Origin of the sequence: Rhizobium sp. P32RR-XVIII, from assembly GCF_012641395.1 — a bacterium.
In the GTDB taxonomy this organism is placed as follows: domain Bacteria; phylum Pseudomonadota; class Alphaproteobacteria; order Rhizobiales; family Rhizobiaceae; genus Rhizobium.
Map to the genome: position 1 here is coordinate 577,678 of NZ_JABAIH010000001.1, position 16,034 is coordinate 593,711.

At 58.7% G+C, this 16,034-nt stretch carries 15 protein-coding genes; 6 read left to right on the forward strand and 9 right to left on the reverse strand.

What is annotated here, in order from left to right; translation table 11 throughout:
* Positions 1–246: 246 nt before the first annotated feature.
* From HGP14_RS02980 to HGP14_RS02990, 3 genes are all read left to right on the forward strand, one after another.
* Entirely contained in the window at positions 247–1,137 is an 891-nt protein-coding gene (locus HGP14_RS02980; protein WP_168828349.1) for a glycoside hydrolase family 108 protein, read from the forward strand.
* Positions 1,118–1,399, forward strand: coding sequence for a hypothetical protein (locus tag HGP14_RS02985; RefSeq protein ID WP_168828350.1), 282 nt, complete (start codon positions 1,118–1,120; stop codon positions 1,397–1,399). Before HGP14_RS02980 ends, HGP14_RS02985 begins: the two co-directional genes overlap by 20 nt.
* A gap of 244 nt (positions 1,400–1,643) precedes the next feature.
* A complete protein-coding gene (locus HGP14_RS02990) occupies positions 1,644–2,075 on the forward strand; it encodes a hypothetical protein (protein ID WP_168828351.1) in 432 nt (143 codons plus the stop codon).
* 688 nt (positions 2,076–2,763) lie between these two features.
* Here the strand turns inward: HGP14_RS02990 and HGP14_RS02995 are convergent.
* Entirely contained in the window at positions 2,764–2,961 is a 198-nt protein-coding gene (locus tag HGP14_RS02995) for a hypothetical protein (RefSeq protein ID WP_168828352.1), read from the reverse strand.
* 247 nt (positions 2,962–3,208) lie between these two features.
* Positions 3,209–3,490, reverse strand: a complete 282-nt coding sequence (locus HGP14_RS03000; protein WP_168827806.1) for a hypothetical protein — start codon at positions 3,488–3,490, stop codon at positions 3,209–3,211.
* 141 nt (positions 3,491–3,631) lie between these two features.
* On the opposite strand from HGP14_RS03000, the gene ligD reads away from it, so the two are divergent.
* Complete coding sequence (ligD, locus tag HGP14_RS03005; RefSeq protein WP_168828353.1) at positions 3,632–4,678, forward strand: non-homologous end-joining DNA ligase; 1,047 nt, start codon at positions 3,632–3,634, stop codon at positions 4,676–4,678.
* 118 nt (positions 4,679–4,796) lie between these two features.
* Here ligD and HGP14_RS03010 read toward each other — a convergent pair whose 3' ends face one another.
* The 3 genes from HGP14_RS03010 to HGP14_RS03020 form a co-directional block, all read right to left on the reverse strand.
* Entirely contained in the window at positions 4,797–5,918 is a 1,122-nt protein-coding gene (locus HGP14_RS03010) for a DUF262 domain-containing protein (protein WP_168828354.1), read from the reverse strand.
* Positions 5,918–6,538, reverse strand: coding sequence for a hypothetical protein (locus HGP14_RS03015; protein ID WP_168828355.1), 621 nt, complete (start codon positions 6,536–6,538; stop codon positions 5,918–5,920). The genes HGP14_RS03010 and HGP14_RS03015 overlap by 1 nt, the downstream gene beginning before the upstream one ends.
* A 1,063-nt stretch (positions 6,539–7,601) precedes the next feature.
* Positions 7,602–8,813 carry a TIGR03862 family flavoprotein gene (locus tag HGP14_RS03020; RefSeq protein WP_168828356.1) on the reverse strand — a complete coding sequence of 404 codons (1,212 nt, stop codon included), beginning with the start codon at positions 8,811–8,813 and terminating at the stop codon, positions 7,602–7,604.
* Between the two features lie 115 nt (positions 8,814–8,928).
* On the opposite strand from HGP14_RS03020, the gene HGP14_RS03025 reads away from it, so the two are divergent.
* On the forward strand, positions 8,929–9,354 hold the full coding sequence (locus HGP14_RS03025) for an OsmC family protein (protein WP_168828357.1): 426 nt from the start codon (positions 8,929–8,931) through the stop codon (positions 9,352–9,354).
* Positions 9,355–9,478: 124 nt separating this feature from the next.
* The gene (locus HGP14_RS03030) at positions 9,479–10,375 is read left to right on the forward strand and encodes a DMT family transporter (RefSeq protein WP_168828358.1); all 897 of its coding nucleotides are present in this window, start codon (positions 9,479–9,481) and stop codon (positions 10,373–10,375) included.
* Positions 10,376–10,379: 4 nt separating this feature from the next.
* On the opposite strand, the gene HGP14_RS03035 is transcribed toward HGP14_RS03030, so the two are convergent.
* The 4 genes from HGP14_RS03035 to HGP14_RS03050 form a co-directional block, all read right to left on the reverse strand.
* Entirely contained in the window at positions 10,380–11,402 is a 1,023-nt protein-coding gene (locus tag HGP14_RS03035; protein WP_168828359.1) for a polysaccharide pyruvyl transferase family protein, read from the reverse strand.
* Positions 11,403–11,434: 32 nt separating this feature from the next.
* Positions 11,435–12,925: a lipopolysaccharide biosynthesis protein gene (locus HGP14_RS03040; RefSeq protein ID WP_168828360.1), complete on the reverse strand. Its 1,491-nt coding sequence runs from the start codon at positions 12,923–12,925 to the stop codon at positions 11,435–11,437.
* A 53-nt stretch (positions 12,926–12,978) separates the two neighbouring features.
* Positions 12,979–13,917 carry a glycosyltransferase family 2 protein gene (locus HGP14_RS03045; protein ID WP_168828361.1) on the reverse strand — a complete coding sequence of 313 codons (939 nt, stop codon included), beginning with the start codon at positions 13,915–13,917 and terminating at the stop codon, positions 12,979–12,981.
* A 497-nt stretch (positions 13,918–14,414) separates the two neighbouring features.
* Positions 14,415–15,974, reverse strand: a complete 1,560-nt coding sequence (locus tag HGP14_RS03050) for a VOC family protein (RefSeq protein ID WP_168828362.1) — start codon at positions 15,972–15,974, stop codon at positions 14,415–14,417.
* Positions 15,975–16,034: the final 60 nt, after the last annotated feature.

The window sequence follows — 16,034 nt, forward strand, 5'->3', positions numbered from 1 at the left end:
AGCATCATTCCTCGCTGCCTCAATTGCCTGATGGCGGCTGTATTCAGACCAAGCGAGATAGCCAGCGATTGCGATCACTATAATACATGTCGCTGCAATCCGCGCAGTTTGTTGTCCATTGCCTTCCCCATCCGACCGACGCGGAAGATAACCCGCGATATCGCAAAAGGTAAACACTGACTAGAAGCCGCCCTTTGATGGCTTCTAGTCTTCGTCCGGCACATCCTCACAATCTGGAGAATCCCAATGCAGGTCCTCGACCCCGCAGACGAATTCGCACGCTCTCTCGCCAAGGTGCTCATCATCGAAGGCGGCTATTCCAACAATCCGAAGGATCCCGGCGGCGCGACGATGAAAGGCGTGACGCAGCGTGTCTATGACGAATACCGCCGCTCGCATGGCCTGCCCCTCATGCCAGTCAAGAACATCAGCAATTCCGAGCTGGAAGCGATCTACCGCAAAAAGTACTGGGACGAAATCAAGGGCGATAAGCTGGCGCCTGGCGTCTCCTGTGTCGTCTTTGATGGTTCGGTGCATTCCGGCGTTGCGCAGTCCGTGAAGTGGCTGCAGCGCGCGCTTCAGGCGATGGGAGTGTATCAGGGGCTCATAGACGGCATTCTCGGCCAGGGGACGCTTCTGGCGCTAGGCGGCGTCAACGACAACGACAGCCTGATTGCGCGCATCCTCGACCGCCGTATGGCCTTTCTTAAGGCGCTGAAGACATGGAAGACGTTCGGCAAGGGCTGGACGGCCCGCGTAAACGGCGTGCGCGCTGTCGGTCAAGCTTGGGCAACCGGCTCTGTTGGCCCCGAGATCGAGTACGTCGCCGGCGGCGAGGCCAAGGCGTTGATCTCCGATGCCAAGCCCGCGCCAGTGCTGGCAGTTGCGGACGCGACGACGGGCGGCGGCATTGGCTCCGGCACTCTCGCCGGCACGCTGCAGCAGGCTCAGGATCAGTTGACGCCTCTCAGCACGAGCAGCGAGTTCATCGGCAAGCTTGTCGCAGGGCTCATCATCGCCAGCGCCGTGCTGACGATCGGCGGCCTTGCCTATCGCTGGTATGCGAAGCGCAAGAAGGACGAGTTGCAGGATGCCCTCGATCTGAACGTGGCGGTCAATGCTCAAGCTGCTGCCTGAATGGCTCAAGATCGGCACTGGCGTGGCCTTGGGCGCCGCGCTGGCCGTCTACCCTGCAATCCTCGTCGGGCGCTCCGAGGGGCGTCAGCAGGCCGCGACCGTCGCACTGGAAGCCGCGGTGAAGCGCTTTGCCGAAAAAGGAAAGATCAATGGTCAAGTCTCTTCTCTTGATGCTGCCGCTCTGTGCAATGATTTCGGGCTGCCAGACAGCGACAAAGCCGATTGCATGCGCCGGGTTCGAGAGGCTTCAGCCAAGCCTTGAAACGTCGGTCCTTATCCTCAAGACCGACCGGCCGTTTGCCAACCAGGTGGCATCACACAATCGCTTCGGCGCCTCTCAGGGCTGCTGGTAGCGAGGGCCCCGCCTCCTCGTTAGGCCGAGCCCTCCTGTTGCCGCCTCAAAGCTTACTGAGCACGGCGGCGGCGAAATAGTCGATCGGCTTTCGCCGGTCAAGCACGCATAGAGCATTTGAAGGGCAGGGCGAGCAGGAATGAACGGAGACACCATGCACATTGAAGTCGAGAAGCCGAAGATTAATCCGGTTCATTTCATCGCCATCATCGGCGCCGGATTGGCCAATGCCTTTGCGGTCGGCGGGGTATGGGTCAGTCTTAACCGCGACATCGCCGATATCCGAAGTGCTCAAGAGCGGACACAGAAGGTTCTCGACGACACCCAGCAGCAGGTGTCGCAAATTCCGCCGCTTTCATTCCAGGTGACGAGAGCTCTTGAGGCAACGGCGGAAAACAAGAAAGGGATCGAGGCTGCGAACGACCGCGTCGATCGCGTCGTGGAATCTCTTGGGGGCAAGCTCGATACCGCAATCGAGAGCATCAACAAGGTGGCGACACGCGTCGAGGTGTTGAGCAGCAAGCTCGATGATGCTCAGGAACGAGCGAACAAGACCATGTTCAGGACGCCGATCGTTCGGCCCTAAGACGACCAAGGGCCCGTCCAAAAGGGTCGGAGAATGGCGAGCCCTTGGTCTTATGGCGGCCTCAGGGAAGTGGGGAACACCGTGGCCGTCATGCGCTGTGCTGGGGGCTACAGCGCTTAAAAATAAAGCTCCGGGAAGCCTGCGCGTTAATAATTAATTTGGATTAGCATCGAAGGGCCCGCTCCTACGGAAAAGCGAGCCCTCGCCGCGCCTCCTGTGTCCCTAGCCATTCAGCGCGGAATTGACCACACGGCACCCAAAGGTGACCGCGACACCAGGGAAGAGGGCTGCGGCTCCAACATCACTGGCGACTCGGTAAGGAAGACTACCGCGCGGCAACATTGATAACGGATTTCGTCAGCGAGCGTTCCGGTCCGCTACCGTACAGTCAAAAAGAAGCCCCGCCGAAACGGGGCAGTTTGACGAAGAAAGGATCGCGCGACTTTCCAGTGAGGGCAAAGGAAGGGTCTATCAGCGAACCACGCCACGCGATCCCAACAGCTAGAACAGCGAAAGCATGCACAAGGTTCCGGTGCGGTAGCGTACCGATCGCGATTGGCTCAGATGAGGCCGAACAGCCTTGCCAAGCTACCGATGACACCGGCAATCGCTCCCGCCGTGGCTATTGCCATCACCGGCCATATCCACAGGCCCGCTCGGCTCTCCCTGATCTTCCGGGTTCATTCCGCTATGCCCCATGCCTCGGCAGCCCCTTGTAATTCAACGGCTGGTGCTTCCGGCAATACCACAGCGCGATTGCCTTGCTCTCCTCGAAGCCATAGCAGCCCCATTCGGTGCAGCGGATACCGGTGGCGTCCTCATAGTCGCACAGGTGATTCTCGTGAATGTTGGCGCCAGGCGCCGATGTATGAGCATCGCTGAGCATTTCCTTACCTCGGCATCTTCGTCACGAAAAATCCAGACTTACCCGTCTCGCCACACTTCTTGCATCGCAGCTTGGGTTCATGCTTGCGCAGGACGGCATCGCCTCCACATTTCAGTCTGAGCGCCCGGATATTGACTTCGGCATAGTGCTCACACTTGCAGATGGCGAATAAAATCTCCCAGCTCATGATATCGCCGAGCTTCTCCTCAGGCCCAATCCGCTCTGGCTTCCGGTCTCTTGCCATGGGCTACCACCGGTTTTCCCGTTTCATCGTCATCGCTCGGGGCGGCTTGGCGGCAGGCATGAACATCACCGCCACCTTCCGGCTGCCGCATACCGGGCAGCGCAGCCGCTCCGACAGCATCGACAGCGGGAAATCGCGGCCTCTCGTAGCTACCAGGGTGACGATATCCAGATCGTGCTTCCAGCTGCAGGCTCGAACGGTCTTGAGACCCTCATGCTTTCCCCACGCGCATCGGGCCTTAAGGTCCCAACCGGCATCCATTGCTTCGCCGATCGTTTCGGCCATGCGTCATCGTCTCCTCGTGACAGGTTTCCAGTGCCCTGATTTTCAGAAAGACGGCCGCTCGTCTGTTCCTTAATTGTTCTCATCGCCGCGACGAGTCAAGCGGGTCATTGCTTTTTAAGCAAAGTCTGATGTGATGGCGGAATGACCAGGCCGCCAAAGTCCAAGCCTCTCCTCAGCGAAGCCAATGAGCCGGTTCGATCCCGGCCACGCAAGCGTCGAGATCCCGCGCAGCCGAACCTTCCCCTCGATCCCATGCCCGATCGCATCGAGCCGTGCCTCGCGCTGCTCAAGCCAAAGGTGCCGAAAGGTCCGGACTGGGTCTACGAGATTAAATGGGATGGCTACCGCCTGGCCGTGCACATCGAGCCGAAAGGCGTGCGGATACTGACGCGCGGCGGCCATGACTGGACGCACCGATTCCCCGCGATAGAGGAGGCGGCAAAGCAGCTCGGCGTGAATACGGCCATCCTCGACGGCGAGGCTGTTGTCTACGACGAGCAGGGCCGGTCTGATTTCGGGCGCCTGCAGCAATCGTTGGGCGGCCGGGGTGGAAAGCAGAATTCCTTCGAAGCGATGTTTGTGGCCTTCGACATTCTCTATTTCGACGGCCACAATCTGACCGGCATGGACCTCATGGCGCGCCGGCATCTGCTTGAAAGTCTGGTTCCTGCCAAAGGCGAGGGCATCATTCGGCTATCTGAGGAGATCGGCGCCGATGGGGACAAGCTCCTTGCCGCCGCTTGCGAGCATGGTCTCGAAGGCATCATCGCCAAGAACCGGCACAGCACCTACCGATCGGGCCGGCTGGGCGATTGGGTTAAGGTCAAGTGCACCCAGAGCGATAGCTTCGTGATCATTGGCTATGAGCGGTCAATGGTCGCTCGGGCGGGCATCGGGCGCCTGTTGCTGGCGGCACGCAAGGGCAAGAAGCTCGTCTATGTCGGCGGGGTAGGGACCGGCTTCAATGAACGATCAGCTCAGGCGCTTCGGGATCTGATGGACGAGATCGTGATCTCGAAACCAGCCGCTGACACCGGCAGGAAGAAGCGCGATGCGGTCTATGTGAAGCCGACACTCATTGCCGAGATCGAATACCGTGCCTGGACGCACGACGGAAAGCTCCGGCACGCGTCTTACAAGGGGCTTCGAGAGGAGCAGGACGAGGCGTCAATCTACGAGATCACGTGAGACATTCGTGGCGGAAAGCATAGTGTTTTCGGAAACGGTCTTTTTGTCTCACAGATCGGCAAGCTCTTGATTCTGGCGGATTGCCTTACTCCGGCATGGGGCACCATGCGGCGCCCACCTACGCCTGGTCCGGTTCTGCTACGACATCTTCGACAACCGCGTTTGGCAAGTCAGCCTGAGGCTGATCATCAAGCGGCGGCAAGACGATCGCAGCGAGCGCCTTCGCTCGAGCAGCCCGGCTTCCTTTGTCGGAGGCCGCTCGCACTACTGATCGTGCATAATTGATGATATTTTCATCCTCACCTCGCCACTCCTCCTCTTCAAGGGCAACGATGCGGTTGACTCGGCTTGCGAAGTCCAGCAGTCCTGCAGCGATCTTGGCGCGCTCATCTTTTGCCCAAGGCAGATATTTGGATCTCGCCGCGACCTCCAAGAAGAGCGTGTAGAAATCCGACTTCTTTCGCCACCGAGTGGTTTTCAGATTTGGCAGAAGAGCGTCGATCTCGTCTGCTGTTTTCCGGAAGGCAGTCTCGAGGCGTTCGCGATCCTCAAAATTGTTCTCGTAGAGCAGATAATAATCCGACAGCTTATCTTTCTTATTTTGCGCGCCATGCAAATAAGCGATAGCCAATTCGCTTATGAATTCGTGATCAAGCATTCGCCGATGATCATTCGCTGAAAACACGCCAGACTCTGCCCACAATTCGTGCTCATCGGCCATCTTCTGTATCGACTTTATGAATGGTCCCCAATAGGTCGCGTTTCGCAATTCTTGCTCATTCAGCGCGACTACGTTTCGATTGAGACGGGCAAAGATTTTTCGGAGCTCTTCCTCTGACATGGGCGGAAGAATGCGGACCACGAACTTGTATCCGAATAGGGTCTTCTTCTGGTCAACGCCCAGTTCGTCGAACTTGAGCCCTCGCCATTGACGGGTGACTTCGTCTCCTTCCAGCGCGAGGTCGCCTTGAAGGAAATCCAGCACAGCACGAATGCGCTGCTGACCGTCAACTACAATGTGCGTTTCTTTGCCGTTCTCATCGCCGACATCCTGCATGTACAATTCAGGAATTGGAAGACCCAGCAGGATCGTGTCGATCAAGTAAGCTTTCTGGGTATCTGTCCAGACTGGATTCCGCTGAAACGGAGCTGAAAGCTCTAGGTCTTCAGCAATGAATGCCTTATTGAACCAGGAAACCGTTCTGTGGGTGGTGTGAAGGAAATTGTCAGCTTCTAGCATCAGTTTTCAATTCCGAGATCGGTTGGGGCGTCTTCTTCGAGGAAGAAGGTATTCCGAAGTTTGCTTATATTATGGGCGTGATACTGACGGAGTGCGTCGTAGTCTTTGTAAATCCGCAGTTTAACGTCCCTATTTAAGGTTGGATCTCGAGTCGACATCTTTTCAAGGGCGGCTTTCCAGCGACGGCCAAATGGTAGAATGGGCAGGATGCGCTCCGTGGCTATCGTCCCCGCAAAGATGTAGTTCTCACGATGGATATTTATTGCTTCTCGACTAGCCCTTGGTAGCGAAAGCCATTGCGGTCTCATCTTTCGCAACTGCCGCCACGCGACATCGAAGTGATGCGGGCTTACTACGCCGCAGTCAATGTCCGATTTCGCGTCATAAGCTTTGAACCGCTTGTATGGGTTTAAGCTGAAGCCTATCGCAGCGCTTCCAGTTAGCACGATGTCCCGAGGGTCAACGTCGATGCCTGCCGCGAGCTCACTCTTCCAGCTAATCCATTGCTCAAAGTTATTGGCGAAAACGAAGGGTGTCGGTTCAAAAAGAAAGTGCGACACGAACTCCGTTGGGTTCTTTTCAAGCATCGCTTGGTGGAGTGCTGCAACGTCGGCAAACATTAGATCATCGTTGTGACGGGGTATGATTCTTACCGGATGTTATCGTCTATGGGTTGCTCAACCGTTTACGGCTAACGTCATATGCGAGCAATTCAACCACTCGCCGTTTCGCAGCTCTCGCCGATTTTACCCGTGAAGGCTTGATTGGTGAAAGGCTTCATTGAATTCACTCAAGGTTCTCGAAGCTTCCCAAGCTGAATACGCGACGTTCCGGCGGATCGCTTTTTGGGTAAAACCGAGCTGGACACTTTTCCGAAAAACGTAATGATTGCGTGGCAATTACTGGTGTCCAGCTTTCAGCTAACCATACTGTTTTTGTTGAATTTCCGTGTCTCGGCTCTGGGCACCACTTCTATCAAGCCAGATCAACCTGTTACCAAAGCCGTACTGAAACGACCCGGTGCCATTTGTCATTCATGTGGCCAGCCCGGCGCGACATGTGGCACCTAGGCGAACTCTTCAGGCAGAGGCTCAGAGCGCTCCTGCTGCGTTTGTCAGACTCCTCATCAAGGAACAACTGACCGTACGTATTCTATTGCCTGAAGATGCTCATTCTCAAAGAATTGGTTTCGGTGCGAGGCGAATTGCGGTTCCGGTTCAAAGTGAGCGGTTAACTAAGTTGCGAAGTCTCCCGTTGAGTGGAGTCAGCATCCGCCTATACGTTAGTGCTCACTGATGTATGCCGGAGGGCCACGTCAGTAGGCAACAAGGGCTCCCACTGGAACATTCTTCGTCTCTGGTGGGAGTCTTTCCGTTTGCCGCGGGAGCCGTCGCAGGTGTATTATTTTAGTCGTTAGGAAGATACGCCCCCTAACAAGCCCATGCGAAAGCGAAGTGCGTTTCCAACACGCACCGGCCTTCTCGCAAACTAAAAAGGCCCTCACTTAGCAACACAGGTGGGGGCTTTTTCATTTGCAGGAGCGCTGCCGAAGGAGTATTGTATTAGGCGTTAGGGATGTACAGTCCCTGACAACCCTGCAAGGGAGGTCTCATCACCAACCTTCGCAGAAAAAAGGCCCCCACAATCCTGCGACAGCAGATGTGGGGGCTTTTTCTTGTGAGATTATCGGCCCTCAAGCCACCGATCGAGTCCGATGGCCGCAGCCTTGCCTGTCGCCAGGCACGCCGTCAGCAGATAGCCGCCGGTCGGCGCTTCCCAGTCGAGCATTTCTCCAGCCGCGAAGAGGCCGGGGACGGCCTTCAGCATGTAGCCATCGTCAAGTGCGCTCCATTCGATGCCGCCTGCCGAGGATATGGCCTCAGTGATGGGGCGGGGGCGGGTGAGGGGGATCGGCAGAGATTTGATGAGACCGGCTAGGCTGAGCGCATCCTTGAAGTCGGTTTCGCTCGCGCGTTCGCGCAGCAGGGCAATCTTGGTGCCGTCCAAGCCAGCGCCCTTGCGGAGGCGGTTGGAGAGGCTGGTTTTCCTGTCCTGCCGGGCGAGATCCGTTGCGAGGCGTTCGGGGCTTCTTCCGGGCGCGAGGTCAATGATCAGAGATGCAGGCTTGCCGTCCTCAAGCTCGTCGCGAAGGGCTGCGGCGTGCGCGTAGACGAGGCTGCCTTCGATGCCGTGGCGGCTGATGACGAACTCGCCGGGAAAGGTTCCGGCGGGCGAGGTGGCGGTGACGGATTTGAGCGGCTCGCCCGCAAAACGCTCGCGGAAGGGTTCGCTCCAGTCGACGTCGAAGCCGCAATTGGCGGGGCGGAATGGAGAAATGGCAACGCCCCTATCTCGGAGCCAAGGCATCCAGGCGGCATTCGAGCCGAGCCGCGGCCAGCTGGCGCCCCCGAGCGCCAGCAAGGCGGCGTCGGGGTGGATGATCAGATGGTCTTTCGGGGTCTCAAAAGCGTAACCGCCGTCCTCGAAGCCGGTCCAGCGGTGGCGGGTCAGGATTTCGACGCCTTGCCCTTCGAGGCGGGCGATCCAGGCACGCAGCAGCGGCGAAGCCTTCATCACCGTTGGGAAGACCCGGCCGGAGGAGCCGGTGAAGGTCTCGGTGCCGAGGCCTTCCGCCCAGGCGCGGACACCGGCTGGCGTGAAGCCGTCCAAGGCGGATCGCAGCCGGTCGCCCGCCTTGCCGAAGCGGGTAACGAAACGCGCGTAATCTTCCGAATGAGTGATGTTGAGACCGGATTTGCCGGCGAGCAGGAATTTGCGCGCCACCGTCGGCATGGTTTCGTAGACGGTGACATCGTGCCCGGATGCCGAAAGCACTTCGGCCGCCATGAGACCCGCTGGACCCCCGCCGATGATCGCGATCTGTTTTTTCTTCATGGTTGCCTGATACAGGATTCATATCCGCGCGTCTTCGGATTTGCGGGAAGCGGGTTCGTTGCGGGCGGCTGGCAAAGGCACTATCTGAATCGGGATAACAACGGAGTTTCGTAGCATGGCCGACCTCAAGGTAAAACCAAGACCCACGGGCGCGACCGCCGTTCTCGGGCGCACCGGCTTTCCGCACATCACCTCGGCGACCAAGGGCGAACTCGACATTGTCACCGGCGCCTCGCAGCCGGGTTTCAATCCGCTGGACCTGCTTTATTCTTCGCTTTCGGCCTGTCTGGCGCTCAGTGCACGCATCGCCGCAAGCCAGATGGGCGTCCTCGACAGGATCACCGAAATCAGCGCGGATGTGACCGGCGAGAAGGCAACGGAAGGGCTTTCGCGCGTGCAGACGTTCAACATCGCCTTCAGCATTAAGGGCGATATCGACGAGGAGACGCGGCAGAAGATCGCCCATGCGGCGGAAGAAATCTGCACGGTGAGCAATACGATCCGCGGCAATCCGGAATTCGCGACGGTGATTTCCGGTTAAGATCGCGTCACCGACTACTTTTGTCGGCCTTTGTCGCTCCTGCACTATCCCCGGTTGCTCGCATCTGGTAATTCGCTGCTAGATCGTCGCTTTAAAGCCAGCGGCGGAGAAAGCATCGAGATTCATGTCGCAGGCCGCTTCCCCTACAGTCGAAACAATGCCTTCCAACCGTTTTGCCCTGACAGCGTTGATCCTCGGAGGAGCAGCGATCGGCGGCTCGCCGATTTTCGTGCGGCTGTCCGAAGTCGGGCCGATGGCGACGGCGTTCTGGCGCGTCGCGCTCGCATTGATACCGATTTTCATATTCTCGCTGATCAAGGGCAAGGACGCCGGGCCGAAGCCGGAAAAGCTTTCGGATTACGCCTTGCTGATCCTGCCGGGCGCAATCCTGTCCCTGGATCTTGCTGCATGGCACCTCTCTATCACCATGACATCGGTCGCCAACGCGACGCTGCTCGCGAATCTTGCGCCGGTCTTTGTCACGGTGATCGGCTTCCTGTTCTTCCGCGCGGTAGTGACCCGGCTTTTCGTTCTGGGCCTCGCGCTGGCCTTGGCCGGTGTCATCATCCTGAAGGGCGGACCTGCCGCTTTGGGGAACGGAGATTTGCGGGGTGATGGAGTCGCGATCGTCGCCGCGATGTTCTATGCCGGATACATCCTCTCGATCGGCAGGCTTCGAAGCCGCTTCGATACGATCCGCATCATGCTCTGGAGCACGGCTTCCGCCGCGGTTTGCGTGTTTCCGCTAGCCTTCTTCTTCGAGGATCAGATATTGCCGGCGACAGCCTATGGCTGGGCGGTGGTTTTTGGCCTGGCCTTCATCAGCCATGCCGGCGGCCAGGTGGCGATCGCCTATGCGCTCGCCTATCTGCCGGCTGCTTTCTCCTCGCTGACGCTGCTGCTCCAGCCCGTTGTCGCGGCAATCCTTGCCTGGGCGTTGCTCAACGAAGCGATCGGCCCGATGCAGGCGATCGGCGGAGCCGTGGTGCTCGCCGGGATCATGGTCGCCCGGCGAGGCTGATGGGTCAGGCTACGGCGGCCTGCGTTACGCGCCGCGCGTCGAGGATCGCAAGAGCCTCATCGACGGTGGCGGCAAGCTCTGCCTTTTCGGTGTTGCAGGTTCCCCAGGCTTCGATAAAGCTGCTTGTCTTGCCGTAGCTATTGTCCAGCACGCAATGGTCGGCACTGAGAAGCACGCACATGATGTGACCATGCATACGGTCGGTGATGACCTGGCGCGCCGAGCTCAGCAATGCCACGCCGCGGTCGAAACGCTGCTGCGCACGCTCGCGATAGGCAAGCTCGGTCATGCGGGCACGTCCGCCGATTTTTCCGGACATCAGGCCCTTCAGGATCGCCGTATGCTTGGTCTGCTTCTGGAAATCGGCAGGCTCATCCGGCCAGTCGGATTTGACCGTGCCATGTCGTCCGGTGGCAGCGGTGAGGTCCTGCGCGGCGCCGACTTCCTGATCTTCGCGGAGGTTGAGCAGGAGCTCGTGCTGTGGCGCCGGGCGGGCGACCGGGCCGATGCAGAAGGCCATGTCCGGGCAAAGGCGGGTGTCGCACTGGAACCAGCGGCGGGCGAATTCCAGGCTCTTCTTGTCGCGCACCAGGAGCGTGAAGTTGCCATGCTGCTCGATCGCCCGCGCCGTGCTGTCGATGTTGGCCTGCTCCTTGAAATGGATCGTCTGCGGCATCTGCACGATCGGACGGCCCTTGAATTTCGTCAGCAGGCCCTCGCGGAACTGGCGATAGCCGGCCCATATGTCGCCGAAATTCCCGCCGCCATGCAGGAAGATGCGGCCGTCGCCGATTGCGGCGAGCATCCGCTCCTCGTTATAGGTCGGGATCTCGGTCACGTAGGACGGCCGCGTCTTGCGACGGTCGAAATAGGCAAGCTCGCCGAGCCAGATGGCACTGTCGCCGATGTTGTAGTGGTTCGGGAAATCGAGCAGCGCGAAACGCTCCGCCGGGTCCACAACGTCGGAGAGGTTGTTTGCGATCAAGCCCTGAAGCCGATTGATGATTGTAATGTTGGTTTCCTGCATGGAAGCTCCTGTTTGCTGGCCTGGCTGCGAGGCTAAGCCTCGGCCCGTTTGCCGAACGGCAGCAGCGATTTGCCAAGTGCGATATAGGGACGGATAGCCGACCAGCCGAAGACCGGCAGGAAGGCCAGATAAATAACAGCGCCGACGCCGATGCTGACGCCGAGCGATACCCAGCGGCTTTGAAGATGGTCAGCGATGAACGGGTGGGCGAACCAGACGCAGACAGCCATGAGCGCGCCGCCGCAGAAGGGAAGGGCGACTGCCTTGAATGTGCCTACGGCGTCGATCCCGGCATACTTGCTTAGGACATACTGCTGGTAAGGCATCGTCAGCCAAGCTCGCAGCACATAGCCGGCGGCAACCGCAAGGATGCCGTAGGGGACCAGCAGCCAGGTGAGGACCAGTGTCGCGGCAAACTGGAGGGCGGCGACCGAGAGGATCGATTCCGCACGATTGACGGCCGAGAGCGCCGAGGATGCGAAGAAGTTTGTGACGAAAGGCACGGACATCAACACCAGCACGGTGGCGATGTCGCCGGCATTGCCCCACTTGTCGCCAAAGAGCAGGGCGATCATGTCGTTCGACAGCGCCCCGAAACCGAAGAGCAGCGGGATCGTGCCAAGAGCGGCAGCGCCGACGATCTTGTTATAGGCATTGCGGAAGGCGACACGATCGTTCTGCAGGCGCGACAGCGTGACAAGCGAGACGCTGCCGATGGGCGCGAGAACGGCCTGGCCAATCAGTTCGATCAGCCGCCAGGCGATGCGGTAGCGGCCAACCTCGACGGCGCCGTACCAGCGGGAAATGAAGATATCCTGCACGCGCGCCAGCAGCATCCACATGAGCTGCGTGACCACGAGGCTGACGCTGAAGAGGAAGACGGAGCGAAACATCGCGACGTTGAAGCGAAACTTCGGCATCCACGGATAGTAGAACCAGCCGAGGAGCACGGTCACGGCGGCGTTGACGGCGGTCTGCGCAACGAGTGCCCACACGCCCCAGCCGAGAAAGGCACAGACGACTGCGGTGATCCCGGACAGCAGGCTCGCGGCGATTGCCTGACCGGCGAGGCTCTTATGGCCGAACTCGCGGGCGAGCCGGGCATTGTGGATGACCGCAAGCGAGGAAAGGATGAGCAGCGGCGCAAGCCATCGCAGAATGCCGGCCACCGCGGGATCGCGCACGAGCAGGCCATAGTAGGGCGCGAAGACGAAGACGAGGGACGCGACGATGGCGCTGAAGGCAATGGTCGCCCAGAAGCACGTGTCGGCAAGCTCCTCATCAAGATCGAGCTGGCGCGTGATCGCATCGCCGAGGCCGGCATAGGCGAGCACGCGGCCGATCTCGACGAAGAGGCTCGCGAGCGCGAACGTGCCAAAATCGGCGGGGCCGAGGATTCGGGCAAGAATGACGAAGATGACAAAGGTTGCGACGGTGCTCCACGCGACGCGGACCACCGACCAGAGGACGGACAGTGCCGTCTTCTTCTTCAGGTCGGCATGCGCAACTGCATGTTCTGCCATTCAGGTTCCAATCGAATTTATCACGGATCGAGCGCGTGGCTTGCGGTGGCGGATCACTTATGGATTGCCGATGGTGCCGCCGGGCTCTTGGATTTGGCGCTCCGCCAATAGGCGAGCATGCCGGTGATTTGGTCGCGGAGTTGACGGCGATAGGTGAGCCCCATTTCTTCGCTCATCTTGCGACCGCTAACGACTTCCTTGATCGCCTGACGGATATCCCACCGCAGCATGCCGCGCATGTTGGAGCGCCGGTCGAACATGTATTTCGCATAGAGCGCCCCATTGCCGAATGCGTAGCCGGCGTGCAGGCGATGAATATCCTCGACCTTGCGGCGGCCATGGAAGTGCTTGACGACGAAATCCGGGAAATATTCAACACGGATGCCGGCGTTGAAGGCACGGTGTGTGTAATCCGTGTCCTCGCCGGAGCGGAACGGCGATCCGGCGCCGAAGCGCGGATCGAAGATACCGATTGTGTCGGCAAGCGCTTTTGGGAAGACCATGTTGGCGCCGTGGATGAAGCCTCCTGCATGGAGTTCGCTGGTCAATACAGCGGGTTCAAGCTCAGTCTTGATGGTGACGGGAAGATCGCGCTCATCGCCGAGCTCGATGCGACCGCCGCGCATGATGAGCTGTTTATCATTGGCGAAGGCGGCGTGGATGGCCGTGAAGTAATCGGGAAAGACTTCGCAATCGTCATCCGTGAAAGCAAGGATAAAGCCAGCGGCAGCCCTTATTCCGGCATTCCGGGCATTGGCGAGGCCGGGCAGCGTTTCGTGGATGAGACGGGTCTCGATCGGCGCCGTGGCCGCCCATTTGCGAAAGACATCTGCCGTATCGTCCGTGGATCCATTGTCCACGAAAACGAGTTCCAAGTGCAAATGCTCCGCCTGGCGCGCGGCAGCCGCGACGGCATCAAGGCAGTTCAATAGGCCGTAGGCCCGATTTCTCGACGAGATGATCAGGCTGACGTCAACAGGCCGAGGAGGCATTCATTTCCCCTTCTGCGATCGATGTGCGGGCCAAGATAGGTTGCTCATCGAAGTTCGGCAAGAATTTTTTGCGCTGCAGCAAAATAGAACAGGGCCAGAAAAAATCGAAAAAATAAGGTAATTTGTTGACGAAGATGCGCGTGGAGGATGATGGCAGAAAATCTAATGAAGAAATATGTAATAATAATTGATAGTTATTGTATTTATTGACTTATATTATACGTTGCATCGACATGTGAGACGTAAAAATTCCTATAGGCCAAAGAAATGTGTCGTATAAATAAGAAAAATCTCCGGAGTATATTTATATCGCGGCTCTATGGCGTTGATGTTTCTGCGTATTCTAATGCAGAAGTAAACAAAGTGACCGAATGAAATCAGAATTCAGCAGAAAAGTTCGAGTTCTGAAAAAATCATGGTCGCTAACATCAGATTAAGCAATCAAAAAACAGCATGCACCTGAGTGACGTTCCAGTTCATTACTGCGCACCGCCAGTCTAAGGGTTTTTCTGCAGAAGCCATTTCTGGATAATCGGCACATCGGCATCGCCGAGATCATGGCCGCCGGAGATGATATCCGAATCGACGGTAGCGCCAGATGTTTTCAGGCGCGCCTCCAGTTCGTTCGCATATTTGCCGTAGGCGTCGGTCTTGCCGCTAATGACGAGGAGATCCGTACCGGTCAGGTCGGCATGCGGATAGTTCTTCAGCACGGGCATGGAACGGAGCAGCACTGCGCGGTGAACGAGGTGCGGATGCAGGTAGAGCAGCGAGTTCAGCAGATTGGCGCCGTTTGAATAGCCGACATAGACGATCTTTGCCGGGTCGAGGCCGTAGGATTTGACGGCGCTGTCGATAAAGGCGGCGAAGGCCTCGGCCTCGTTCTTGATATCGTCCTGGTCGAACGAGAATGGCGTTAGGCGCTTGTACCAACGAGGAAAGCCCTCTTCCGTCGCGCGCCCGCGGACTCCGAGCAGCGTCGCTCGCGGTGCTACCTTGTGCAGCAACGGCATCAGCGTCGTCTCGTTGCCGCCCGATCCGTGCAGCAGTACGAAGACGCTGCCGTCAGGATGCGGTGGCGTGTAGAAGCGGTGAACGAAGGGCAGGTCGCGATAGTTCACGCGAGGCTCGCCGGGCATGGAAAACTGCGGCAGCACAACCTTCAAATCACTGAGATCGGTAATCGCGTCCTTCGGCGGCAGGAAAAGCTTTGAGCCGAGAGTTGACGGCGGCTCGTCGGTTGTCATCCCGGGCTTGTCGGTCGCAAGCTCGACGAGAGTGCCTCCGGGCTCACGGACATAAAGCGACCGGAAATATTTGCGGTCATGCGTGTTGGTCGCCGAGGCATTCGTCTTGGCGAGCGCCTCGTGAACCGAAGACAGCTCCGCGTCGTCGGCGGCACGGAAGGCCACATGATCGATCGCGCCGGTGCCCGGCGCGCCGGACCAGAAGCCGCGGGCATTGCGCACATCGATAATGTCGCCCGATGACGAGACGAGTCGATCGATTGCGCCCTTGTTTGCCTGGAACCGGTAACCGAAGTGGCTTTCGAGGAAGCTGCGGCTCTCGTCCGGCACTTCCGTCAGCATGGTCGCGCCGCGGACACGCTGTACAGTGTGCTCGACGGGAACCGGACCGTCGTGCCAAGGGGCGGCGGCCGTCAGGTCCTTGTTGCCGGTGAACTTCAGGATGATGTTGTCCGGATCCTTGAAGCGCAGCACGGGCTCACCGAATTCGTCGGCCGGTCCTTCCATTCGAACGCCGAAGCCCATTGCCCGCGTCAGCCAATAGCCGATGCTCGCCGGATTGATGGCAAGCCCAATTTCGCTGATCTGCCCGAAGCCAGCACGCCCCGGCGAACCATCCTCCCAAACAAGGAAGGTGACGAGCGACCCGGGTGTTCCGTCGGCATCGCCATAGAAGAGATGCAGTTGCGTTGCATCTTCGAAGCCGGCGGTCTGTTTGACGAGCCGCAGTCCGAGGAACCCGGCGTAGAAATCGACGTTCGCCTGCACCTTGCGGGTGATAGCCGTCACGTGATGTATGCCAGAAACCATCGAGTGCATTCCGTCTTGAATAGGGGTGGCGAGAAGCGCCACAACTAGAGCCGTTATGAG

Coding starts and splice junctions, on each gene's coding strand:
- HGP14_RS03030 (WP_168828358.1), top strand. CDS start 9,479: ATGTCGCAGGCCGCTTCCCCTACAGTCGAAACAATGCCTTCCAACCGT.
- HGP14_RS03010 (WP_168828354.1), bottom strand. CDS start 5,918: ATGCTAGAAGCTGACAATTTCCTTCACACCACCCACAGAACGGTTTCC.
- HGP14_RS03050 (WP_168828362.1), bottom strand. CDS start 15,974: ATGGTTTCTGGCATACATCACGTGACGGCTATCACCCGCAAGGTGCAG.
- HGP14_RS02980 (WP_168828349.1), top strand. CDS start 247: ATGCAGGTCCTCGACCCCGCAGACGAATTCGCACGCTCTCTCGCCAAG.
- HGP14_RS03035 (WP_168828359.1), bottom strand. CDS start 11,402: ATGCAGGAAACCAACATTACAATCATCAATCGGCTTCAGGGCTTGATC.
- HGP14_RS03015 (WP_168828355.1), bottom strand. CDS start 6,538: ATGTTTGCCGACGTTGCAGCACTCCACCAAGCGATGCTTGAAAAGAAC.
- HGP14_RS02990 (WP_168828351.1), top strand. CDS start 1,644: ATGCACATTGAAGTCGAGAAGCCGAAGATTAATCCGGTTCATTTCATC.
- HGP14_RS02985 (WP_168828350.1), top strand. CDS start 1,118: ATGCTCAAGCTGCTGCCTGAATGGCTCAAGATCGGCACTGGCGTGGCC.
- HGP14_RS03020 (WP_168828356.1), bottom strand. CDS start 8,813: ATGAAGAAAAAACAGATCGCGATCATCGGCGGGGGTCCAGCGGGTCTC.
- ligD (WP_168828353.1), top strand. CDS start 3,632: ATGACCAGGCCGCCAAAGTCCAAGCCTCTCCTCAGCGAAGCCAATGAG.
- HGP14_RS03040 (WP_168828360.1), bottom strand. CDS start 12,925: ATGGCAGAACATGCAGTTGCGCATGCCGACCTGAAGAAGAAGACGGCA.
- HGP14_RS03025 (WP_168828357.1), top strand. CDS start 8,929: ATGGCCGACCTCAAGGTAAAACCAAGACCCACGGGCGCGACCGCCGTT.
- HGP14_RS03045 (WP_168828361.1), bottom strand. CDS start 13,917: ATGCCTCCTCGGCCTGTTGACGTCAGCCTGATCATCTCGTCGAGAAAT.
- HGP14_RS03000 (WP_168827806.1), bottom strand. CDS start 3,490: ATGGCCGAAACGATCGGCGAAGCAATGGATGCCGGTTGGGACCTTAAG.
- HGP14_RS02995 (WP_168828352.1), bottom strand. CDS start 2,961: ATGCTCAGCGATGCTCATACATCGGCGCCTGGCGCCAACATTCACGAG.